This window comes from Nonlabens sp. (genome assembly GCF_965657255.1).
Taxonomy (GTDB): domain Bacteria; phylum Bacteroidota; class Bacteroidia; order Flavobacteriales; family Flavobacteriaceae; genus Nonlabens.
In genome coordinates, this window is record NZ_CBFHNM010000003.1 from 107,465 (window position 1) to 130,976 (window position 23,512).

A 23,512-nucleotide genomic window follows, 5' to 3' on the forward strand; every position below is an offset into this window, starting at 1 on the left:
AAGTAAAAAAAGCCATTATAATTTTACAATTATAATGGCTTTTTACTTGGATTTAGAATCTAAATGGTTCTTTAGAAAAAATGGACTTTAATCCGTATTCTTTACCATTTTTAGTTTCTTCTATATGAGGTTTAGGAGAAAATACCATAGCGATTCCTATGGGCACAAAAGTGGTCCAAACGCCTTGTTCAATAAACTGAAGTAAAATAAATCTTGTTATTAAAAATAGTGCCGTAAAGCAAACTCCGTAAATAAGGAAAACTCTAATTTTAGGACTCATATTGTTTTTTTTCAAATATAGTTACATCTTATAAATCTTCTTTGCAAAAAGAAATTTCAATCCGTACTGCTTACCAGATTGCATTTGTACCACATGAGGCCTAGGTGATAAAATCCAGGCACATACTGCAGGGATAATAGTAATCCAAGTATTAGTGGGCTCTGACATGAACTGCATCATTACATATCTAATCAATAAGAAAACTCCTAAAAAGATAATCGTATGAACGCCTAACATTTTATATCTAGGATGCATATTATTCCTCTTCTAAAACAGCAACTGGTGCATAACTCTCAGAAATTCCTTTGAAGTAATTCTCTAATTCTGCAAAAGTTCCTGCTGTCTTCTCTTTATCCATAACCACGTTTCCTTTTTCTAAAAGAACGACACGCTGCGCTACCTCTGTAACATGTTGCAAATCGTGTGAAGAAACAAGAACCGTTGTATTCGTATCTTCTGCAAGTGCTTTGATAATTTTCTTTAATCTTATTTGGGTAGATGGATCTAGATTTGCAAACGGCTCGTCTAGGATAACTACTTCTGGATTACCTATTAAAGCAGCAATAATTCCTACTTTCTTCTGGTTTCCTTTAGATAAATCTCGCAAGTATTTATTCTGCCCAACGGCTTCTCCATTAAAGAAATCAGAGTAAGAAGCGATTAGTTTATCGATATCTGCTTTGTTCTGGCCCCTTAATTCTCCTATAAAGTAAAAATACTCTTCTGGTGTTAGGTAACCGATTAAGAAACTTTCATCTACAAAGGCGCTGGTAAAAGGCTTCCAGTCTTCGCTCTCGCTTACTTTCACCTCATTACTTAAAATGTAACCGGTTGTAGGCTGGATCAAATCAAGTAATAAAGAAAATAAAGTGGTTTTTCCAGCACCATTATTTCCTACCAGTCCTACGGCTTGTCCTTTTGGAATTTTTAATTCTTCTATATTTAATACAGAGACGCCGTTATATACTTTTGAAAGGTTGGTTATTGAAATCATAATATTATTTTTTTGTTTGGTTATTCTCTTCGACACTTCTGCTAGCTAGGCACAGGCAATCTCAGACTGACAATTAGTTTATTTTTGTTGTTCTCGCTTTCGCGAAAGCGGAATTAGAAAAAAGTCTATACTGACTCATTAATCTTTTTGTGCATAAGCAGCAATCGTGTCGTACTTCTCGTTTTTATAAATGTTCTCAATCCATTTAAAGATCAAGTTTCTAAACAATAAGCCTAAAACACCAGTCAATGCAAGTGCAATAAAACCAGCTGCGTCACTAATAGTCCACGCAAAAGCATAATAAATAATTACAGGCAGTATCAATTTTGGGATAGTAAGCAACAAGGTTTTTGCATTGAATGCTTTACTGTCTCCAAAGGCTTTTTTATTACTCATTAAATCAATAGGTGTTTTTACAAAGGCACCACCTAATAAAACCACAGAAGAATTTAAACCTATATTATAGACTGCACCAGCTAGAATCGCATACAACCATTCTACACCAAAGTAAACGTACCATAAACTTAAGATGGTACTGGCTGCCGTTACCATAACCATTAACCACCATTTACTCAATAAAAATTCACGATAGGGAATGTTTTGCGCCATCATTAATTTATAATAGCTGCTGTCCCAACTAGGAACTAATCCACCAAAACTAAATAAGAATCCACCAGTACAAAATAGGGCTGCAAAAATCATCATACCTTCTTGATCCAGCATCACAAAATAAAGACCATAAAACATGAATAAGAATCCAATAATAAAAGTAGTTCTTGCTCTTTTATTGCGCTTTATGAGTTTAATGTCATTCTTTAAATAGGTAGATATTTTACCGAATCTGTCTAAGAAACTCAAATCTTCTACTTTGGCTTCTTCTACTTTTTTACTCAATCCTACATCTAGATATAACTGCTTAATAAAATACTTAAATGCCACCTGATATAAGAATATAGCCAGTCCTATAGGAATGATAAAACTCCAAATATTCTCATAGAAGAACTCAAAAACTGGTGCAGTATAGATGGTAATATCAAAGTATTCATGATATTGAGCAAATCCTAATACCACTACCACGACTACCACCGGATAGAATACTTTATCTAAATTATTTAAAAATATATTGAGGAAGTTTAAAGAAAGTGTAATTCCTAACATAGCAACATGCCAGCTTATGACACCTGCTGCGTCATAACCATTGAACAATAAAACAATACTAAAAGGAACAAAGAAAAAAGCTGGTAAAATATTAAAGAAAGAAACGATAGTTTTTCCTATGGAATATTTTACAATTTCACTTTTTGTAAAAGGTAAATACAGCAATGGTTTAATGTTAGCTACAGGCATCTTTTGAATCAAGTATCTAAAGAACAAATCTGCAACAAACCAGTAAATCAAAAAACGATTCACAATTTGAAAAGGATTATCAGCAACTATTTTACCTTCTTCTATAAATTCTTCTAATATGAGATAACTAAAACCTCCTAAAGCAGCAAACTCTATTAAAAACAGTATGGCAAAAAATCCAATAAAGATTTTAAAGGCGAGATTTTGCTTAAATGCGGCGCTTCTAAAAAAGCTTTTCCACTCAAGATTGATAAATTGTTTGATCATTTTGGTTGTGATTTAAACTATAAGTTACAAATATTATAAAAGTGTTACAGCTCCATTTTCCTTTATTACTTTTGCAACTTTAAATTTAAGCAAAATGACCTTTCATCATCTCACTATAAAACAAGTTACTAAAGTTACTTCTCAAGCGGTAGAAATACTTTTTGAAATACCTGAAAAACTAGCCTCAGACTTTGTTTATAAAGCTGGTCAGTACTTAACGCTTAAAGCCATGATTGATGGCAATGAAGTACGACGTGCTTATTCTCTTTCTAGCGCACCTCATGAAACAGACCTAAAAGTAGTCATTAAAGCGGTAGAAAAAGGAGTTTTCTCAAATTATGCGATGACTTTACGCGCTGGTGATAAGATAGAAGTTGCTGCTCCAGACGGGCTTTTTATACATGAAAAAAGTCATACTGCTCAAAATTATTTAATGATTGCAGCAGGAAGTGGTATCACTCCTATTACGTCCATCATAAAAGATGTGCTGACTAACGAGCCAGACAGTAAAGTAGCTTTGATCTATGGTAATCAGTCTGTTGCTCAAACTATTTATTATGAGCAATTTAATGATATGAAGGATCAATATGGTGATCGCTTTAAACTTCAGTACTGTTTTTCTCGAGAAGAGCGTGACGAGGCACTTTTTGGTCGTGTGAGTAAATCTAACCTCAACTATTTCTTAAAACAGACTGTTAGTGATCTCACTTTCGCGAAAGCGTACTTATGTGGACCTGAACAAATGATCACGATGGCGACCGAAAATCTGGTTGAAAAAGAAGTTCTTACAAAGGAAAACGTGAAATTTGAGCTTTTTACAGCCAAAGAAAATGAGATCGAGATCACTGAAGATAGTCATCTAACTGAACTAACGGTTATTCTCGATGACGAAAAGCACACACTTACAGTAAAACGTAGCGATAATTTACTAGATGTGATGCTTAAAAATGACATTGATGCACCATATAGTTGTCAAGGTGGAATTTGTAGTTCTTGTATTTGTCAGATAGAAGAAGGAACGGCACAAATGGCAAAAAATGCCATCTTAACCGATAGTGAAGTCGCTGAGGGACTTTCTCTTGCCTGCCAAGCTTATGCCACCAGCGCAAAAGTGGTGGTGAATTTTGATGTGGTTTAGAAAAAGGAAATTCTAAAAAAACAAACTCCAAATTCCAAATCTCAAAAAGTCACATCATAAAGCGTAGAATTAATTCCACCCAATATGACATCTTAATATTAAAGAATTTTAAAATTTGACATGCCAACTATTCTTGTTGGCATAGTCTAAATTTATTCTCGCTGTTAGAATTAACGTATCGATCACAACCAAACATGCCAAGACGAATACTTGGCATGTTGGTCTAGCAATTAAATAAGGTATTAAAAACTACTATTATTCAAAATCATGATAATGGTTTTATTACGATTTGCGATAAGATCAAATTTCTCTTTGAGTATTTCATAAACTTCCTTGCCACTATTAAAGAACATAGTGACTAATAAAAAGATGCCTTTTTTATTAGTGCTCATTCCGCGATCATGCTCTATAAACTCTTTAATTTCTGATGATCTTACTTCTGGAATTGTTAGAAGCAATTCTTTTATAAAATTGTCATTATGGTGCAATACATAGTCATGTAACATTTTCATATTTCTTTCATGAATAAGAGAAAACTCAGAAACTGTATTTATACTATGCGTGTTTTGAGCAAAGTCTGCCACCATTTGAAGTGACTTTTTTAGAATATTGAAATACATAAATCAAAATATTGTTCTTCCCAAAGAGTAAAATTAATGCTGCCCTTTAAGAAATAACAATTCTTAAATCTCCATCTCAGGAATTTCTCCATCGATTATTAAAGTTCCTTCTGTAGCGTTTTGAATTTCTTCTACACTTACTCCAGGAGCACGTTCTAGCAGTTGAAAACCTTTATCGGTTACTTCAAGAACGGCTAGGTTAGTCACAACCTTATTGATACAATTCACTCCGGTAAGTGGTAAAGAGCATTTTTTGAGCAGTTTTGAAGCTCCAGCTCTATTAGTGTGCATCATGGCAACAATGATATTCTCTGCACTAGCAACAAGATCCATGGCGCCGCCCATTCCTTTGACCATTTTACCTGGTATTTTCCAGTTGGCTATATCGCCATTCTCGGCAACTTCCATAGCACCTAAAATGGTTAGATCTACATGCTGCCCACGGATCATTCCAAAACTTGTAGAACTATCAAAAAAGCTAGCGCCAGGCATAGTGGTTATAGTTTGTTTACCAGCGTTAATAACATCGGCATCTTCTTCTCCTTCAAAAGGAAAAGGTCCCATTCCTAAAACTCCATTCTCTGACTGGAATTCTACATCTATTCCATCTGGAACATAGTTGGCCACCAAAGTTGGTATTCCTATTCCTAGATTTACGTAGTAACCGTTTTTTACTTCCTTTGCAATACGCTTTGCGATTTGTTCTTTAGTCAACATTTTTTATGCTTTTTGTCTTACGGTTCGTTGTTCTATCCTCTTCTCATACTTCTCTCCTTGAAAAATGCGTTTTACAAATATTCCAGGGATATGAATTTCATTAGGATCTAGTTCTCCTGCAGGTACAAGTTCTTCTACTTCTGCCACAGTAATAGTTGCTGCACCAGCCATAACTGGATTAAAGTTTCTAGCGGTTCCTTTAAATATTAAATTCCCTGCTTCATCACCTTTCCATGCTTTTACAAAAGCAAAATCTGCTTTAAAGGCATGTTCTAGAATATGAGGTTTTCCATTAAAATCGCGTACTTCTTTACCTTCGGCTACTTCAGTACCGTAACCTGCTGGTGTAAAAAATGCTGGTATTCCTGCCTGAGCGGCACGACATCTTTCAGCAAGAGTTCCTTGTGGTATCAGATCCACTTCTAGTTCTCCACTCAACATTTGTCTTTCAAACTCATCATTTTCACCTACATAAGAAGAAATCATTTTCTTGATTTGCTTGCCTTGTAATAATAAACCCAATCCAAAATCATCCACACCTGCATTATTAGAAATACAAGTCAAATTTTTAACTCCTGTTTTTACAAGTTGCGCAATACTGTTTTCAGGGATTCCAGAAAGGCCAAAACCACCTACCATAAAAGTCATATCGCTTTTAACGCCTTCCAGCGCTTCTTCCACGCCTTTTACCGTTCTATTGATCATAATTACATTTATTTGGTTTAAAAATACGGAATTTATCGAGCATTATAAATGCTTATCGACAACAAAAAGCCTGACAATATATTAAATTGCTATTCTAATTAGAGTCAACAATTAAGAACTAAATCTAAATGTCTTTTAAACACCTTATTGATCCCAAATACAGTAAAAACGATTATTTCCCAATCGACCTTTCGGTTAACAATCCGTTTTGGGATAATAATGATGTTAGTGATATCCCAGTTTTTGAAGAATACTTAAAAAACCAGCGTGACAAAACAGGTAAATACGTCGCTCATGGTGGTTATTTAGAACAGCGTGCCTTGTATAGAAAATCGATTAGATTTCAAGCTGGAATAGTTAGAGATGTACATATGGGCATTGATCTTTGGGCGCCAGCTGGCACAAGCGTTCATGCATTTATGGATGGAACAGTTCATAGTTTTGCAAATAATGATGACCAGGGAAATTATGGTCCTACCTTGATCTTGGAACATGATTATAACGGTAAAAAGCTCTACACACTTTATGGACATCTCGCTATAGGTGATATGAATAAATGGTCTGTTGGTTCTCGCTTTCGCGAAAGCGAGAAAATAGCAACCTTAGGAAAACCAGAAGAAAATGGAGGTTACAGCCCGCATCTTCATTTTCAAATCATGACTGATATGGGCAAATATAAAGGAGATTTTCCAGGTGTTGCTGCACAAGTAGAATTACAATATTATGAATCCATTATTTTAGATCCCAATACTTTGATTTTTTAAGATACACTGTTTTTAGCAATCCATTTTAGGGTTTCACAAGAAGTCCTATAGTGTACACTCTCAATTTTCCTATATTTACAGCCCGATTCAACCTAAAATTTTTATGAAAAAAAGAGTTCTTATTACCGGTGCCGCTGGCTTTTTAGGATCACACCTTTGTGATCGTTTTATCAAAGAAGGTTACCGTGTGGTTGCCATGGATAATTTAATTACTGGCGATCTTAAAAATATTGAACACCTTTTTCCTAATGAAAATTTTGAATTTTATCATCAAGATGTATCTAATTACGTGCATGTTGCAGGCGAGCTAGATTACATTTTGCATTTTGCCAGCCCTGCCAGTCCTATAGATTATTTAAAAATCCCTATCCAGACTTTAAAAGTGGGCTCGCTAGGAACGCATAATTTGTTAGGTCTAGCAATGGCAAAAAAAGCGAGACTTCTCATAGCTTCTACTAGTGAGATTTATGGAGATCCATTAGTACATCCTCAAGATGAATCTTATTATGGAAATGTAAATACCATAGGACCTAGAGGTGTGTATGACGAGGCAAAACGTTTTCAAGAATCCATGACCATGGCATATCATAGGTTTCATGGTCTAGAGACTAGAATTGTACGTATTTTTAATACCTATGGTCCTAGAATGAGACTCAATGACGGTCGTGTTATTCCTGCATTTATGGGGCAAGCATTACGTGGTGAAGATATTACCGTCTTCGGCGATGGATCACAAACACGATCATTTTGTTATGTAGATGATCAAGTAGAAGGAATTTATAGATTATTATTAAGTGATTATTCAGATCCTGTTAACATAGGTAATCCTAATGAGATTACGATAGGTGATTTTGCTGAAGAAATTATTGCTCTTACAGGAACAGATCAAAAGGTAGTTTATCAAGATTTACCACAAGATGACCCTTTGAAAAGACGTCCAGATATTTCTTTGGCAAAGAAAGTCCTAGATTGGGAACCGAAGGTAGGCCGTGAAGAAGGAATGAGAATAACTTTTGAATATTTCAAATCGTTATCACAAGAAGAATTAAACAAGCGTGACCACAAAGACTTTACCAAACATATCCGCAGATAGTATTGCCTATCGCAATGGCCGTTTTTCTGGTTTCATAAAACCTATTTCCTACATCGTGGATTTAGGTTTGATCATGCTTGCTGCGTCTTATTTTTTTGTAGAAAGCTTTGATCTACTGACCTATAGTATTTTTATAGGTATTTGCTGGGTGATTGTTTCTATGCAATTAGATTTTTATAAAATACGTAGAAATACCAGATTTACCACTTTACTCATGCGACTCGCAAAGCAATCTGTATTTTTTGCTTTTGTGGTATTTGCCTTTTTTGGATATTACTATGAACTCAATAGAGAGTCAACCTATATCTTTAATTATATCGCGGCAACAGTTGGAAGTATTGGTATTGTTAAGATAGGTTTATTCTTCATTCTTAAAAACTATCGCAGCTCGTTAGGAGGTAACTTTAGAAACGTCGCTATTTTAGGGAAAAATGACGAGACCGAACAATTACATCAGTTTTTTGAAACACATACCGACTATGGCTATCGTTCTAAAAAACTAGTAGATGTTCACTCTGTAGGTTTTACCGTATCTGATTTTCAACAATGGGTTATAGAAAATAAAATAGACGAGATTTTTTGTTCGGTAAAAGAGTTGAACAACGAGCAACTGATAGAATTGACAGATTTTGCAGATAATAACTTAAGAACACTCAAGTTTATTCCAGATACTGATGCTGTATTATCACATCAACTGCATTATGATTATTATGGACTTACTCCTGTTCTTGCATTAAGAGAAATACCTCTAGATGATATTGCTAATAAAGTAACTAAAAGAGGTTTTGACATTGTCTTTTCTTTATTTGTAATTATAGGTGTTATGTCGTGGCTTACACCATTAGTGGCCGTAATAATTAAACTAGAATCTAAAGGACCTGTTTTCTTTAAACAAGCTCGTAATGGACTAGATTACAAAGAATTTATTTGTTTTAAATTTAGGTCGATGGTGCCTAATAAAACCGCTCATTTACATCAAGTAAGACGTGGTGATCATAGAATTACTAAAATAGGTAAGTTTTTACGCAAGACCAGTGTTGATGAATTACCACAGTTCTTTAACGTGCTTCTAGGAGATATGAGCGTGGTAGGACCACGACCACATATGGTAAGCCACACACATATGTATGCAGAGCGTATTGATAAATTTATGGTACGTCATTTTGTAAAACCAGGAATAACTGGACTGGCTCAAGTAAGCGGCTATCGTGGAGAAGTAGAGACAGAAGAAGATATCAAAGGCCGTGTGCGCAATGATATTTATTATATAGAAAACTGGAATATCGCTCAAGATGTGGTTATTATATTTAAAACGATTGCAAACGTTTTCAAAGGTGAAGAAAAAGCTTACTAGATGAGTCTTGTTTCTGTCATTATGCCTACTTATAACAGTGTAAAAACGGTAAAGGAATCCATAGACAGTATAGTATCTCAAACATATCGACCTTTAGAAATTATTACAATAGATGATGGTAGTGATGATGAGAGTTACGCTTTCGCGAAAGCCTATGCACTTAAAAATTCCTCTTCAGAAATATCTTTTATCACCTTAAAAAACACCTCAAATAGTGGTGCAGGAATTACTCGCAACAAAGGCATAGAAGCCGCAACAGGAACTTACATAGCCTTCCTAGATGCAGATGATTTATGGAAACCTAAAAAACTAGAAATACAAATTGAGGCAATGAAATCTCAAAATGCGCTGGCTTGCTATGGCGCTTATGAGATTTTTAAATCGGCTCCAGATCAACCAGATCAATTCCATCAGGTTGTAAGGAAACTAACATTTGAAAAACTTCTAAAAGCTAATTACTTAGGCAACCTAACAGGAATTTATAATGCTGAAAAGCTAGGTAAATTTTACATGCCTGCGTTGCGCAAAAGACAAGACTGGGCGATGTGGCTGGATGTTTTAAAAAAGGCTGGTTTTGCCATAGGAATTCAAGAACCTATTGCTAGTTATCGATTGAGCAATGGACTTTCTGCTAATAAATTGGATTTGATCAAATACAATTATGCTGTTTATAGATCGCATTTAGGGTATTCGGTTATAAAAAGTACGATTTTGATGGTACGGTTTTTTTATGAACAGTTTTTTGTAAAGAATAGAATGAAAATTACTTTTTAATTAATGAGATTAATAGCAAGTTTATTTCACCTCGCTTATAAACTGCCTTAACTTCCCGCGTTTGCTTCTATCCAGAACTGCTAATCTTGTAAATTTTACTTTAAGTACAGGTTCTAGATATTCGTCCATTACCTTTTGTATGCTTGTCTTTAAAGTATCACTCATTTCACTGCCACTCACGTACTGAATCTCAAAAAAAGAAGGTTTTTTCTGTTTCACTACAAATTCTAAAATCTCTATATCTTCCTTTATCACTGTTTTGGTTACGTAGTAAAAAGTCAATCCAGGAACTACTTTGCCACTAGGTAAACGAGCAATATCACTGGTACGGCCTTGAAGTTCTTTTAGAATTCTGGTGCCATTTTCCAAGGTTTCTAGACTTCCTAAATCACCTATTTCATAACGTATCATAGGATGTGCTTTATTATATAAATCAGTTACTAGAATGCGTCCTACTACTCCATCTTGCAGCGGTTGATTATTCTCATCAACCACCTCAATAAAAAGATTTTGCTGATTTACTTCAAAATCATCTTTACTATTTTGCATGGCAATCAGTCCTACCTCACTAGCGCCATATTCATTAACAACAGGTATTCCTAACCACTCTTCAAGAAGTAATCTATCGTCTGGAAAAAGCATCTCGCTAGTCACAATACAAATTTTAAGTGATGGACAAATACTCTTTAAAGTCAATTTTTGGCGTTTACAATAGTTAGCCAGCAATACAATGCTGCTGGTGTAACCATTGATATAATCAAACTTGTGTTTTTTAAATCGGTTGACAAAACTCTCAAGAACCTCATCATTCATATTGAAAATAGGAAAACGCTTGCGGTTACTAACAAAATCCTTTGCTAGCTCGATATACTTTCCTTTTCCACTAAGCGGCATTCCATAAAAGCGCGCTTGCAATGAAATGTTTAAATTGATCCCATGTTGATCATATGCCTCATGAAAAGCTGCCCAAGTCATTGCATGAGCATATTTATTCTTTGCAAACGTAAATGGATGGCCACTAGAACCACTGGTTTTACCTTTAAAAACTTTTCTTAAAGTAAAGCCTTTACCTAATCTCCTATACAAAGGTTGTTGTAAGTTTCTTTTAGATAGAACAGGTAATTCTGACCAACTAGAACTTTTGTTAGCAACTAAAGAGTTGTAAAAATGATTATGTGTAAGATGATATTTCACGATTGCTTGTTTGCGATCTTCTATGTCATCTGTGTTACATAATTTCAGATCTTCAAATTCTTTTCTAGCCTTGGTGATCTTAAAACCTTGTAGTCTTAATATGTTGTCAAAAAGTTTTAGAGGCATTTTAATAATTAAAGCAATCTTGAGCAAGGTAAAACTTATTTTTGCATTCCATAAACACAACCTATGAATGTCCTTATTTTAGGAAGCGGTGGCCGCGAGCACGCTTTTGCACACTCTTTTATCAAAAGTCCATTACTATCAAAATTATTTGTAGCCCCAGGAAATGCTGGAACAGATCAAATAGCAACTAACGTAAATTTAGGAGTAACCGATTTTGCTGCAATAAAGACCTTTGTATTAGATAATAATATAGAAATGGTTGTTGTAGGTCCAGAAGCTCCACTTGTAGACGGAATTTATGACTTTTTTCAAAGCGAGGACTTAAAACATGTCAACGTCATAGGTCCATCAAAACAAGGTGCTGTTCTTGAAGGTTCTAAAGAATTTGCTAAAGAGTTTATGCAACGCAATAACGTGCCTACTGCGGCTTATCAAAGCTTTACAAAAGAATCCCTTAAAGAAGGAATGGCCTTCATTGATACGTTAAAACCACCATACGTTCTTAAAGCAGATGGACTCGCTGGTGGAAAAGGAGTACTTATAATTCCTCATGCAAGTGAGGCAAAAGAGTCTCTTGAAGAAATGCTGGTAGGAGGAAAATTTGGCGCGGCGTCTAATAAAGTCGTGATAGAAGAATTTCTAGACGGTATCGAGATGAGCGTATTTGTAATGACAGACGGCGATTCTTACAAGGTGATGCCTACAGCAAAAGACTACAAACGTATAGGTGAAGGCGATACTGGTCTAAATACTGGCGGTATGGGCGCTGTTTCTCCAGTTCCATTTGCAGATGCTGTTCTAATGGAAAAAATTGAAAGTCGAATTATAAAACCAACCATTGAAGGTTTTAAAAAAGAAAATATTACTTACAAGGGTTTTGTGTTCATAGGTTTAATGATTGTAGATGGAGAACCAGAAGTTATCGAGTATAATGTAAGAATGGGCGATCCAGAGACTGAAGTAGTATTGCCTCGTATTTCTAGCGATTTATTGAGTCATTTACACGCTTTCGCGAAAGCGGAACTAAGCCAAGAAAACCTAACCATAGATCCTAGAAGTGCCACAACGGTTATGTGTGTTGCAGGCGGATATCCAGAAGCCTATAACAAAGGAATGGAAATAACAGGTTTAGAAAACATAGAAAACAGTATCGTTTTTCATGCAGGAACTACTGTTAAAGAAGGGAAAATAGTAACTAGTGGTGGTCGTGTAATGGCGATTACCAGCTATGGAAATGATTTCAAACAAGCACTAAAAAAATCTTATCAAAATGTAGAAAAACTACAATTTGATAAGATGTATTATAGAACTGATATAGGTTTTGACCTATAAAAGTTTAATTATTTAACCTAGAAAAGAATGACCTGTTTGAGTCTTATCCTCATCCTTATCAAATTCTTTTAATTTTCTCATCCAGTAAACAACAGCAACACATAGAATAAGTATGCAAAGCCAGCTAACTGCATTTGCAGCAAACCAACTTGTGTCTTCTAATTCTCTAAGAGCCTCAAAAGGGATTAAAATAAGTTCAAATAAGGCTACTATTCCATCTATTAAAGTTTCCATTTCTGTAAATTGCTATTTATTGAGGCAAAAATAGTTAAAAATCTCTATGCTTACCAGCTTTTTTAAAACAAGTAAACCCATTCATTACATCATCACTTTATTGATGGTAGGAATAATCACGGGATATTTTGTTGTTAGCCATCCACATTTAGGTTGGCGCTTTATCTGGATTCCATTGGCTACCATAGTATCTGTAGCTGTTTTCCAGTTCATTACATTAAAAAATGATTTAACCCAAAGCAGTTCTTATTCTTTATGGGTATATAGTTGTTTGATTATTATAGGCATTATTTACACTACTGATAATTTTAGTTTTGTGGCTTTTTTACTAAGTCTTTTAGCTTTGAGAAGGTTAATAAGTATGCGCTCAGGAAGTGGATTAGTAAAAAAGATATTTGATGCCTCGTTTTGGATAGCTGTGGCAACTCTATTTTACTCTTGGTCATCCCTTTTTTTTATTGTCATATTTTTAAGTATCGTTATTTATTCCTTTAAGAACTTAAAGTACTGGACTATTCCATTTATAGCAGTATGTTGTGTAGCTATATTAACCTTTACTTTAGACCAGCTTTCAGGAACCAACCATCTTTTTAATGCCTTAACGGGATACGATCATAGGGTCGATTTAGAAACCTTTAAAATAAGTCTATCCTTTATCGTTTCTTCCATTATAGCAGTATTAGGATTTCTTTTCGCTCTTATTACATTATTTGGATTTCCTAATATTTCTTTAAGTGCTCGATCACGTTTTTCTATATTAGGATTTACTGGTATATGCAGTTCTATATTTATGATTATTAGTGGTATAGCAATATTCACTATTCCAATAGTTGCCATTTTTTTATCGAGACTCATACAAGAAACAGCTAACAAAGCGCTTAAAGAAACACTTTTATGGCTACCATTTATAAGCATGCTTATACTATTATTTCTATGATTCTAGAGCGATCTTAAATCTTTATATTTGCAGTTCAAAATAATCATTATGTTCTCAGATAAAGCCAATAAAATCTTCCAAACTGTAATCGATCAATACCACGTAATCAACACGGTAGATCAAAGTTTTGAAAATCCATATGATCGTAATTCACATCTAATAGAACATTTATTATATCGTAAGTGCTGGATTGATACGGTACAATGGCATTATGAAGACATCATTAGAGATCCACAAATAGATCCAGTGGCAGCACTTACTCTAAAACGTAAAATCGACGCCAGTAATCAAGATCGTACCGATATGGTTGAATTTGTAGACAGCTACTTTTTAGATAAGTACAGTGATGTATCTATTAAAAATGGTGCTAGAATCAATACAGAAAGTCCGGCTTGGGCAGTAGATCGTATGTCTATTCTTGCCTTAAAAATATATCACATGAATGAGGAAGCTACTCGTACTGACGCTTCTCAAGATCATATCAACGCTTGTAAAAAGAAACTTGATATTCTTTTAGAACAACGCGTGGATTTATCGACAGCTTTAGATCAATTATTAGAAGATATTTCTAATGGCGATAAGTATATGAAAGTGTACAAACAAATGAAGATGTATAATGATGACGAACTGAATCCGGTTCTAAGAGCATTAAAATAACACATGCCATTACCTCAACGCATACTCGTCATTAGACTTAGCGCTATGGGCGATGTTGCCATGTGTGTTCCTGTGTTATTAGCATTGAAAAGAGACTATCCGACTGTTGAGATAGTTGCGCTTTCTCGAAAGCGATTCAAATCCATTCTAAAGAACATTCCTGACATTACTTTTATAGAAGTAGATGTTGATAATAAACACAAAGGAGTATCTGGTCTTTACCGACTTTCAAAAGAAATTAAGGCTCTAGAGATTGATGCAGTAGCCGACTTTCATAACGTACTGCGCAGTAAGATTCTGAGAACATTTTTGACAGGAATTCCTAAAGCTAACATAGATAAAGGAAGATCAGACAAAAAGCGCCTTGTAAACGATCCAAACTTTTTTGAACCATTAAAGCACAGTACAGAACGCTATGCAGATGTTTTGCGAGAATTAGGTTTTAAAATCGAATTACAAGGAAATGAATTTTTATCAAAAGAGGCTGTTTTACCTCAAATTCATGATAAAATAGGCCGAAAAACATCAAAATGGGTAGGTTTTGCTCCATTTGCTGCTCATAAGACAAAAGCGCTCACAGTTAAAAAAGCTAAGAAAATAGTGCAAGTCATTGCAAAAAATGAGCAGGTAACTATTATCCTTTTTGGTGGTGGGAAAAAAGAAGAAAAACAACTGCAAATTATTGCTGGGACGACAACTAATGTGATCAATCTAGCTGGACTAACCAGTTTTGAAAATGAGCTGACGATTATGTCTCAGTTAGATGCAATGATAGCAATGGATAGTGGTAACGGCCATCTTGCGGCATTGTATGGTGTTCCGGTAATTACGTTATGGGGAAATACGCATCCTTACGCTGGTTTTGCTCCGTATGGTCAACCTGAGGAAAATCAATTGACCGTAGATAGAGAAAAATTTCCTTTAGTTCCTACTTCCATTTTTGGAAATAAAGTAATGAAAGGTTACAAAAAAGCGACGAGTTCTCTCAAAGTAAAAGCTGTTGTAAGTAGATTGAATGAGATTTTAAATACATAATATTCATATCTCAAAAAAAGAATAGCATTTCCCTTCAGACGAAGGGAAAGAGTTTTGGAAACGTCGGCGACAAACGAAAAGGGTTTGACGTGATGATCCTTTTATCTAAATACTCATATTTAACTTTTTCAACTCTGTAATAAACTCATCTCTACCTTGAATTATAAACCGGTAATCTTTCTCGGTAGTTTTTAAGGTTACATCATTTTTAAGAAGATTAAAAAGACCGTTTTTAACCTCATAACTTATAATATCCTCAATCTTAATTACTGTTTCTCCAGTCTGAATATTGATTTTATGAGATTTGAAAAGCACGCTTTTATCAGTTAAGGCTATTTTTCCACCTACGCCCTCTTTACCTCTAAAAAGATTTGCGCCAAATTCTTTAATTAAGGTTTCATTTTCTGGGATTGTGATGGTGATTTTCTTAAAAGAATAACGAGCAAACAATATCATTAAAGTAGCAAATAGTGGTCCTGCTATGATTACAAAAGCTATGAAGTTTATAAGCAGTGCCGTTAAGGAGAATTCATCAGTAACTCCATAAAATAGTGTCATTATAATCCACATCGGGATTCCAAATCCCATGGCGGTAATCCAAAACTCTTTATTGAACATTTTTATCATAGAACTAAGATAACTTGAGGTTTACATTTTTCCAAAACTATATTCTCTTTCCACTTTACAAATTCTCACATGATACCATTTGTACCAATTGTCCCGACCTAATTTTTGAGCAACTTGATGATCGATTTGTTCTTTCCATTTAGAAATCGCTTCTAAATTTTTCCAATAAGAAACAGTAATGCCTACTTCGCTTCTAGCACTATCATGGTGCATATAACCTTCTTGTTGCACAGCGAGTTCTTCCATAAGATTTGCCATTTCATTATAAGCTGGATCATTATTCTTTTTAATAGATGTGAAAATTACGGCGTAGTATGGTATCATTTTATCAAAGAGTTCTGTGTCAAAATAAAATTCGAATGTAGCTTATAGAAAATAGTTCTCATTGTCTAACTGAGCCTGTCAAAGTTGGGTTGAAATCGAGATTTAAACTCGTCTTCGACAAGCTCAGACTGAAATCTTGTACGTTATTATTAATCAAACCCCAAAGGTTTTAGAAACCTTTGGGGTTGGCTTTATCATCGAATACTCACTTTTACCTCACCACCTCAATCCATTGTCCTTTATTACGCACAATATAATCTGCGTCATACATGGCTTCACATTGTATTCCTGGTAGGTAATACCTTCCTAAATAACTAGCGTTAATCGTGGTTTTAAAAGTAAGTGTTTCTCTTGCTTTTAAATCAAAATAGTAGTTGACACGATCATCTTTAATGTCCGTGTATTCGATGCTGGTGTTAGCTTCTTCAGCTCCATAATCTGTGAATCTGGTATTGATTATTTCCCAACCAGAAGGCAAGATTTGAGTCAGTGCCACATCTTCTATTCTAGAACCAGTGGTATTTGTTATCGTAGTGATCGCAGTAAGTTCTGTTCCTTGATTCACTTTACTCACGTTGACTGGTTTTCCTTCTTTGTCTACATAAGTAATCGTGGCATTCAATTTACTCTGAGCTGTTTTTTCATTTCCTACAGGCAATTTACCAGTCATTGCATTAGTGATAAAAATCATGTTATCACCAGTATTAGTCACCGTAAAAGAAGTAGCTTGTTCATCAATATCGAGATCGCGATTTGCCAAACTTTTGGCACTTGAAACAGTAGATGTTTTACCATTAAAAGTATAGCTCACGTTGACTCCTTTTCCTCCTACATGATTTGCATATTTACTAATGGCAATAAAACTATAAGCCAGTGCTTGCGTGTTGTAATAACGATCAGAATCTAGGTTTTTTGCTAATTCTTCCATGATTTGTCTTGCACGCTCATCCTTTTTCATGATCGTGTAGGTTTCTAATGCCATCGCACGATTACGTTGTGGAGAACCATAAGTTCTATAGTCATAACGATTAGGCTGGAAATCTATATTACTCTTTGATAGAAGTTCTTCTGCCGCCTTGTTCTGTCCTACTAATGCATAGGCCGCAGCTAGTCTTAACTTACTATCGTTAGAAAGGTTTGCGTTTTCGCGTAAGCGGTTCATAGAAGATAAATCTGGCGCTCCTGCCACTGCTAGCGAGTACAATCTGTAGGCTTGATATAAGTCGTTACGATCATTATAACGCCACTGTTTTGCCACTCGTTTTTGATAAGCGATCCAATTAGACTTGAACGAAATAGGCACCGTATAACCTGCAGTTTCTGCTTCAATCATAAAATGTCCTGCATAAGTTGTTCCCCAATCGTTCACACTACCGCTGCCAGGCCAGTAAGAGAAACCACCATTTGCCTTCTGATAATAACCCAATTTATTGATCGCAGCTTTAATATTGTGACTAATCTGCTTTTGCTGATTGCTATTCAAATCTACCACACTAGCAAGATGTAATTGTGGGAAAGCAGCACTGGTCGTTTGCTCTACACATCCATGCGGATAACGGATCAAGTAGTTCAATCTACGACCGAGATCCATAGGTGGTAAACTAGAAAAAGTTACTGTAGATGCATTACTTCCTTTAGTTCCAAAAGGACTAATCGCTATAGTGGCCGTCTCGCCAGGTTTTACAATTGCTTTTTCAGAAATCGTGCTGTACGGATTAGGATTTACCACATCTATTTCTGTCTCATAAGCAGCGGTTTCTCCGTTTCCTTTTGCAGAAAGTTTCAGTTTTGCAATTCCCATAGCTTCCTTCACTTTTACGTCAAAATATGCTATTTGATCACTAGTTTCTGTGAATTTTAAATCTTGGGTATTGCCATTTAATAATTCAAAAAACGGTGAGTTTTCTAGCGTCACTTTTACGTCCTTTACCTTATCATCCATCGCAAAAACAGTTACCGGTAATTTTACTGTTTCTCCTGGAGACAGCTTTCGCGGAAGCGAGGCAAGCATCATTAATGGTTTCTTTACTGGTGTCGCAATTTCGGCACTACCGTAAGCTTCAGTGCGGTCGTTACCAGCAACCAACATCGTGCGAACAGAACCAACATACTGTGGAATGTCTATCTTGTGTGTTTTGCTCTCACCTGATTTTAAAGTAAATGGACCTAAATGAATGACCATAGGTTTAAAACGGTTGGCTTTTTTTGCTTTAGAAGCTGCTGCGCTTCCATCTCCACCTATCGCAAATGCGGCGTCAATACGACCGCCATAAGCACCGATCACATCATCAAAAATATCCCAAGTTTTTACTCCTAAAGCTTCTCGTGCAAAGAACGTATCCCAAGCATCAGGTGTTTTGAAATTAGTGAGGTCCAGCAAGCCTTCATCTACAACAGCTAGTGTGTAGGTCATGGCTTTGTTGTTTTTCTCACTTACAGTAATCTTTGCACTGGTTTTAGGTGCGAGTTCTTTAGGCATCTTAATTTCTGGCTCTAAATGCGTCGCCTCGTTTTCTACTAACAATGGTATCACACCATACATCCTCAACGGTAAGTCGTTTGCCGTTTGTGAGTGTTTTTGTAGATAGGTAATATGTACGTAAACATTAGGAACGTAGAGATTATTAAGTGGTATAGAAATTTCTGTTTGTTTATCTGTAGTTTCTGCCCATTGAGCATCAAGAACTTCTGTTCCATTTTCTACGGTAATTAAAGCACGTCCACCAGCACTAGATGGGAACGTGATTTTTGCATTTTCTCCTACTTTATAGGTTTTTTTATCGGCATTAAAAACAAGCATGGATGCCATTTCTGGATCTACTTTTCGGCTTTTTCCGGCCCATCCTGGCCAGTCTACATAAATAATTTTACCAGTAGAATGACCTGATGCTGGATCGTAAACACGTACCAAATATCTTCCCCATTCTGGATATTTAAGAGAGAATTTAAAATTCCCTTTTCCGCTGGAATTGGTGTTTATGGTATTGCTATACACTTGCTGACGGTATTCTCTGGCTTCATATCTGGAAAGGCTTCCAGACTGTGATTGCCACCACCATCTCCAGTTCACTTTATAGACTTTTACCTCTAACTCTTTAGTTGCTTTAGGATTACCGGATTGATCCAAAGTTACTACGTCAAAATTATGGTCGGTATCTGTAAGTAGCATACCTCTTTGTTTGTCGCCTGGTGGCACGTCAATTCCTACATAAGTATCATATGGAGAATAGGTCTTTGTGGTGACGTTTGTACTGAAATCACCACCGTTTTCATACACCTTAGTTAGGAAACTAGCTTTTAACATTCCTGGCGCTTCAGCATCCATGTTCGGTGCAAAGTTAAAAGTAGCATCGCCACTTTGATCTAGGTTTCCATCAAAAACTTCAGATTCTTGTAAATCAAAAAATCTAGAAGGATCGTCAAAAACATAACTATCATATTTTTTAAACTTTGTAGTTGTCGCATAATACTTTGCCGTAACGTTTGCTTTAAGACCTTTAGCAGTTGCGCCGTGCAACCATATCGCATTTAAAGAACCTCTTACGTTCTGTCCAGATTTGATAATCTCTTCATCAAAGTCAAGTGTCACTTTTAAACGATTAGGTTTAATAGTTTCAATCTTCAACGTCTTATTAAAAGTTACGCCTCCTACTTCTACTTTTGCATTCCAGTTTCCTGTAGGTGCATTATCATCGGTTTCAAGATCAAACTGATAGAAGTTATTCAATCCATTTTTTTGAACTTCCTTATGAGTGATTTTTCCATTAGGATTTCTTAATTCTAATTTGATAGGGTGACCGTTAGGTAATTTATTATCGGCATCGTTGAGGATAAAAGTGAGGTAGATATGATCTCCTGGACGCCACACACCACGCTCACCATAGATATAACCTTTGATTCCTTTTTTCAATCGTTTTCCAGAAGTATCAAACTTACTTACTGAAAGTGCATTACCATCATCTAATCGTACATATCCATGCTGATTGTTATAGGTAACCTTTGCAAAAAATGCAGGATTATCTAATTTGATATCTAAAAGACCTCTTGCGTCAGTGCGCGAACTAACAATTTCTTGTTGTTGAAAATTGAATAGTGTTACTTGAGCACCGCCTAAAGGTTTTGTGGTAATAATATTATTTACCGCAATTAAATAACCATTTCCTTCACCTCTTTTTACAGTAATTCCTAAATCGCTGGCTAGCACATTTGTACTAACTGACTTATTTCTATAAAAAGAATGAGTACAAGGGTCTTCACGATCTCTCCAGTTGTAATCATAATAACCGTACTCATCATCATAATAGTAATTTTGAGCACCATCCCAATTACTTACTTCAAAGGAGTCGTCATAATCTACTTCTTCTATTTCTGGTTGATTATCTGCTGTGTACTCACATTTGTAAGCACTGTAAGCTAATTTGTACTTGAATTCTACTCTATAAATAGCGCCAGGATCTGTGGCGATAATTTCGTTTAAATCTACTGAATAGGTATTCCATCTGTTGACATCATTTCCAGTTCCTTTTAAATCAATCACTTTACGAGCGACTGGTCTTCCTACATCTCTCATACGACCTGTAGAACCTATATTATTATTCTGTAAAAATTGAAGTACATTATTATTATAGATTTTATAAACCCAAACGTCCACAGCATTAAGATTTACAGCTTTAAAATTGATTTTAGAATTTTGAGAAGATGGTAAAATCGTACCAGATCTTACCAATTTCACTTCTGGATTAACTTGTTCAAAAGCTATATAACTAGAGAATCCGTTTTTTAATTTATAACCATCTATGCTGGTAATACCGGTGAAAACCTCCACTTTTTTAGATCCAGTGACTGTTTTTGAAGGATAGACTTTTAACTCATTTCCTTTACTTTCAAATTTCATTTTGTCCACGCCTTCTATCTGGATCATTCCATCCAGATTTTGAGACGTTTCTAATGGATCTGAAAAATTGATTAAAATATATTGAACATCTCCATTTACTAACTCCATATCAGTAACTGAAAAACTGTTTTTCCCTGGAAGAGTGATCGTATTATTTCCTTTGCTGTTTACTCCTATGCTTTTCCCCTTCCATGAAATTTCTACTTTTTCATCTTCTACAGGACGCTTGATACTATCAATTTTAAATTCAAAATACTTACCTAAAGTAATTGAGTTTTCAAATTTTAGCAGTAGGTCTTTACCGTTTAATTTTGCTGTTACAATTTGCTTTGCATTTTCCAGCTCCATAATATCACTGGATTTGATAGCTCCAGTAACGTATTGATAATCTGATGTATATGAACCTACTGGATCTGTACTTATAATAAAATCTTGAGCTAGTGTCTTAAAATTAAAGGTAAACTCATTAAGATCCTTTGCCACCTCTTTTACTTTACCTAGTTTAAATATAACTTCATATTCTTCATCTTGTTTCAGTGGTTTTTCTGGTAGAAATGAAATAGTTTGAGCATCTAAAGCCGTTAATTTTCCTGAAGCACTTGGTTTTAAATTTATCAAATTAGCATCCAGCTCTTTTCCAGTTGCCCATCCTTCTACAGGTGTTGTTAGTTGGATCACGATTGATTCTCTAGTTGAAATAACTTGATCAGAAACTTGAGATACGTGTTCCCTAAACTTGAATAATTCGTTTTGCTGCTCTTGTAGTTTTTCTTCGGCTGTTTTTGTATTACAGGAGACAATAAATAATAGCGAAAACAGAAATAATAAGACCTTTTTCATCAAAACAGAGCAAAAATTAGTGGTTAGTATATATTTTCCTTAAAATTATAGAAACTTATTGAGGAACATTGAAATAACGTTAAAGAATTTAAAAATATTTTAGGCTTTAAAATATCAGTAATTTTTGTGTGATTCTCGCTTTCGCGAAAGCAAAATTGAAAGCAAAACTGCTTTATACTAAAATGATATTTTTCAAAAGCTTATGATTTTAAAATAATCAAACTACTACCTTTGAAAATAAGAAAGAGAAACAACATGTATCAAGACAAAAGTGATCACCAATTATTAGAATTAGTATCTATTCATAAAAAATTGACTTTTCAAGCACAATTATACTTGAAACGCGAGATTGATAAGCGTCAACTGGATGTAGATTTTACGAACTTTCATCAAACTATTGAAGATAAACGATCTAAAATCAATAATCTAGACTATCTTGAAAACTTGGGGTTTCAATCTCTTAACTCTAATGATTCTATAGAAATTACCAGAACAAAAAGCGCGGTAATTATGGATGTGGTTGCTATTGTCGTTGGTTTATTATTTGTTCTTATTGGGGTTTATGCCATAGTAACTTTAGTAGATTCTTTTAACAGCGATGAAGCGTTTAATATTTTTGAATTGTTATTAAATGTAGGACTGGCCTATTTAGGGATTCTAGGTTTTCAGTTCTTAAGTGGTATCAATCGTTTAATTGATCATTCTGGTTTTAAATTATTAGGGTTAGGTCAAATGATTACTTTGAGAAAACGCTTTGATATGACATTGAGCGAGGTTCAAAAAGAGCCTTCTTCTATACATCTTCATAATTCTGAAGAAGAAATCACATTACAAATGGATGATGTAAATATTATAAGCACTTACAGTGACAATAACATTCACAAAATAACCTTGAAAAAGCTGAAGGAAAAGTTGCAAAAGGTTTCTTAAAAGCTAATAATGAATCTTCAAGAAATATATGATAAAGCTAATCAAGTCAAATTGGAAAACAATGCTTTGACCGTAAATGAGCGTCTTTATCAATCTGGATTAATGGAACCTTTTGACAATGCTCTAATTAATAACAAAACACTTGCTGTGGAAATTTTAAAAGCTCTGAAAGTAGGTTCAAAATCCATAGAACAAATAGTTTATACTAAATAAATGTTTTGTTTTTTGCTTTTAAATAAATATTGATTTTACGATATTATTAAGACGATGCCAAGACAAATACTTAGCATACCACATCTTAAAAAGACAAAGACACAAGAGTAAAGGTG

General features: G+C 34.9%; 23 protein-coding genes. 11 read left to right on the top strand and 12 right to left on the bottom strand.

Features of this window, described 5'->3' with window-relative positions:
* Positions 1-52 precede the first annotated feature (52 nt).
* The 4 genes from ACTF54_RS04750 to ACTF54_RS04765 all read right to left on the bottom strand — a co-directional run bounded on the left by ACTF54_RS04750 (position 53) and on the right by ACTF54_RS04765 (position 2,888).
* On the bottom strand, positions 53-280 hold the full coding sequence (locus ACTF54_RS04750) for a hypothetical protein (RefSeq protein ID WP_347196438.1): 228 nt from the start codon (positions 278-280) through the stop codon (positions 53-55).
* 21 nt (positions 281-301) lie between these two features.
* Positions 302-535 (bottom strand): hypothetical protein, encoded by a 234-nt coding sequence (locus tag ACTF54_RS04755; protein ID WP_347196437.1) that lies wholly within the window; start codon positions 533-535, stop codon positions 302-304.
* Position 536: 1 nt separating this feature from the next.
* A complete protein-coding gene (locus tag ACTF54_RS04760) occupies positions 537-1,274 on the bottom strand; it encodes an ABC transporter ATP-binding protein (protein WP_347196436.1) in 738 nt (245 codons plus the stop codon).
* Between the two features lie 138 nt (positions 1,275-1,412).
* Positions 1,413-2,888 (bottom strand): DUF5687 family protein, encoded by a 1,476-nt coding sequence (locus ACTF54_RS04765; protein ID WP_438968852.1) that lies wholly within the window; start codon positions 2,886-2,888, stop codon positions 1,413-1,415.
* 94 nt (positions 2,889-2,982) lie between these two features.
* Here ACTF54_RS04765 and ACTF54_RS04770 point away from each other — a divergent pair, with 94 nt between their 5' ends.
* Entirely contained in the window at positions 2,983-4,026 is a 1,044-nt protein-coding gene (locus ACTF54_RS04770; protein WP_347197414.1) for a ferredoxin--NADP reductase, read from the top strand.
* 242 nt (positions 4,027-4,268) lie between these two features.
* On the opposite strand, the gene ACTF54_RS04775 is transcribed toward ACTF54_RS04770, so the two are convergent.
* From ACTF54_RS04775 to ACTF54_RS04785, 3 genes are all read right to left on the bottom strand, one after another.
* On the bottom strand, positions 4,269-4,646 hold the full coding sequence (locus tag ACTF54_RS04775) for a hypothetical protein (RefSeq protein ID WP_347197413.1): 378 nt from the start codon (positions 4,644-4,646) through the stop codon (positions 4,269-4,271).
* Between the two features lie 63 nt (positions 4,647-4,709).
* Positions 4,710-5,363, bottom strand: coding sequence for a CoA transferase subunit B (locus tag ACTF54_RS04780; protein ID WP_438968853.1), 654 nt, complete (start codon positions 5,361-5,363; stop codon positions 4,710-4,712).
* Positions 5,364-5,366: 3 nt separating this feature from the next.
* Entirely contained in the window at positions 5,367-6,068 is a 702-nt protein-coding gene (locus tag ACTF54_RS04785; RefSeq protein WP_347202413.1) for a CoA transferase subunit A, read from the bottom strand.
* Between the two features lie 128 nt (positions 6,069-6,196).
* Between ACTF54_RS04785 and ACTF54_RS04790 the strand changes: the two genes are divergently transcribed.
* From ACTF54_RS04790 to ACTF54_RS04805, 4 genes are all read left to right on the top strand, one after another.
* Positions 6,197-6,832, top strand: a complete 636-nt coding sequence (locus ACTF54_RS04790; RefSeq protein ID WP_438968854.1) for a peptidoglycan DD-metalloendopeptidase family protein — start codon at positions 6,197-6,199, stop codon at positions 6,830-6,832.
* Positions 6,833-6,935: 103 nt separating this feature from the next.
* Positions 6,936-7,925 (top strand): UDP-glucuronic acid decarboxylase family protein, encoded by a 990-nt coding sequence (locus ACTF54_RS04795; RefSeq protein ID WP_347202415.1) that lies wholly within the window; start codon positions 6,936-6,938, stop codon positions 7,923-7,925.
* Complete coding sequence (locus ACTF54_RS04800) at positions 7,888-9,279, top strand: exopolysaccharide biosynthesis polyprenyl glycosylphosphotransferase (RefSeq protein ID WP_347195315.1); 1,392 nt, start codon at positions 7,888-7,890, stop codon at positions 9,277-9,279. The genes ACTF54_RS04795 and ACTF54_RS04800 overlap by 38 nt, the downstream gene beginning before the upstream one ends.
* Positions 9,280-10,053, top strand: coding sequence for a glycosyltransferase family 2 protein (locus ACTF54_RS04805; protein WP_347195314.1), 774 nt, complete (start codon positions 9,280-9,282; stop codon positions 10,051-10,053). It abuts the gene before it with no gap.
* Positions 10,054-10,074: 21 nt separating this feature from the next.
* Here ACTF54_RS04805 and ACTF54_RS04810 read toward each other — a convergent pair whose 3' ends face one another.
* Entirely contained in the window at positions 10,075-11,373 is a 1,299-nt protein-coding gene (locus tag ACTF54_RS04810; RefSeq protein WP_438968855.1) for a phenylacetate--CoA ligase family protein, read from the bottom strand.
* Between the two features lie 63 nt (positions 11,374-11,436).
* On the opposite strand from ACTF54_RS04810, the gene purD reads away from it, so the two are divergent.
* On the top strand, positions 11,437-12,705 hold the full coding sequence (gene purD / locus ACTF54_RS04815; RefSeq protein ID WP_438968856.1) for a phosphoribosylamine--glycine ligase: 1,269 nt from the start codon (positions 11,437-11,439) through the stop codon (positions 12,703-12,705).
* 12 nt (positions 12,706-12,717) lie between these two features.
* Here the strand turns inward: purD and ACTF54_RS04820 are convergent, their stop codons facing one another.
* Positions 12,718-12,939: a DUF6341 family protein gene (locus ACTF54_RS04820; protein ID WP_347195311.1), complete on the bottom strand. Its 222-nt coding sequence runs from the start codon at positions 12,937-12,939 to the stop codon at positions 12,718-12,720.
* Positions 12,940-12,985: 46 nt separating this feature from the next.
* On the opposite strand from ACTF54_RS04820, the gene ACTF54_RS04825 reads away from it, so the two are divergent.
* Genes ACTF54_RS04825 through ACTF54_RS04835 form a run of 3 tightly spaced genes read left to right on the top strand, consistent with a single transcriptional unit; the run spans position 12,986 to position 15,568 of the window.
* Positions 12,986-13,876: a hypothetical protein gene (locus tag ACTF54_RS04825; RefSeq protein ID WP_347195310.1), complete on the top strand. Its 891-nt coding sequence runs from the start codon at positions 12,986-12,988 to the stop codon at positions 13,874-13,876.
* Positions 13,877-13,924: 48 nt separating this feature from the next.
* Positions 13,925-14,533, top strand: a complete 609-nt coding sequence (locus ACTF54_RS04830) for a DUF4254 domain-containing protein (RefSeq protein ID WP_347195309.1) — start codon at positions 13,925-13,927, stop codon at positions 14,531-14,533.
* 3 nt (positions 14,534-14,536) lie between these two features.
* Complete coding sequence (locus tag ACTF54_RS04835) at positions 14,537-15,568, top strand: glycosyltransferase family 9 protein (protein ID WP_347195308.1); 1,032 nt, start codon at positions 14,537-14,539, stop codon at positions 15,566-15,568.
* A gap of 105 nt (positions 15,569-15,673) precedes the next feature.
* Here ACTF54_RS04835 and ACTF54_RS04840 read toward each other — a convergent pair whose 3' ends face one another.
* From ACTF54_RS04840 to ACTF54_RS04850, 3 genes are all read right to left on the bottom strand, one after another.
* The gene (locus ACTF54_RS04840) at positions 15,674-16,195 is read right to left on the bottom strand and encodes a GRAM domain-containing protein (protein ID WP_438968857.1); all 522 of its coding nucleotides are present in this window, start codon (positions 16,193-16,195) and stop codon (positions 15,674-15,676) included.
* A 21-nt stretch (positions 16,196-16,216) separates the two neighbouring features.
* On the bottom strand, positions 16,217-16,519 hold the full coding sequence (locus tag ACTF54_RS04845; protein WP_347195306.1) for an antibiotic biosynthesis monooxygenase family protein: 303 nt from the start codon (positions 16,517-16,519) through the stop codon (positions 16,217-16,219).
* A 211-nt stretch (positions 16,520-16,730) separates the two neighbouring features.
* Positions 16,731-22,253 carry an alpha-2-macroglobulin family protein gene (locus ACTF54_RS04850; protein WP_438968858.1) on the bottom strand — a complete coding sequence of 1,841 codons (5,523 nt, stop codon included), beginning with the start codon at positions 22,251-22,253 and terminating at the stop codon, positions 16,731-16,733.
* A 231-nt stretch (positions 22,254-22,484) separates the two neighbouring features.
* On the opposite strand from ACTF54_RS04850, the gene ACTF54_RS04855 reads away from it, so the two are divergent.
* Together ACTF54_RS04855 and ACTF54_RS04860 are read left to right on the top strand one after the other, a co-directional pair.
* The gene (locus ACTF54_RS04855; protein WP_438968859.1) at positions 22,485-23,183 is read left to right on the top strand and encodes a hypothetical protein; all 699 of its coding nucleotides are present in this window, start codon (positions 22,485-22,487) and stop codon (positions 23,181-23,183) included.
* 9 nt (positions 23,184-23,192) lie between these two features.
* Positions 23,193-23,396, top strand: coding sequence for a hypothetical protein (locus tag ACTF54_RS04860; protein ID WP_438968860.1), 204 nt, complete (start codon positions 23,193-23,195; stop codon positions 23,394-23,396).
* Positions 23,397-23,512: the final 116 nt, after the last annotated feature.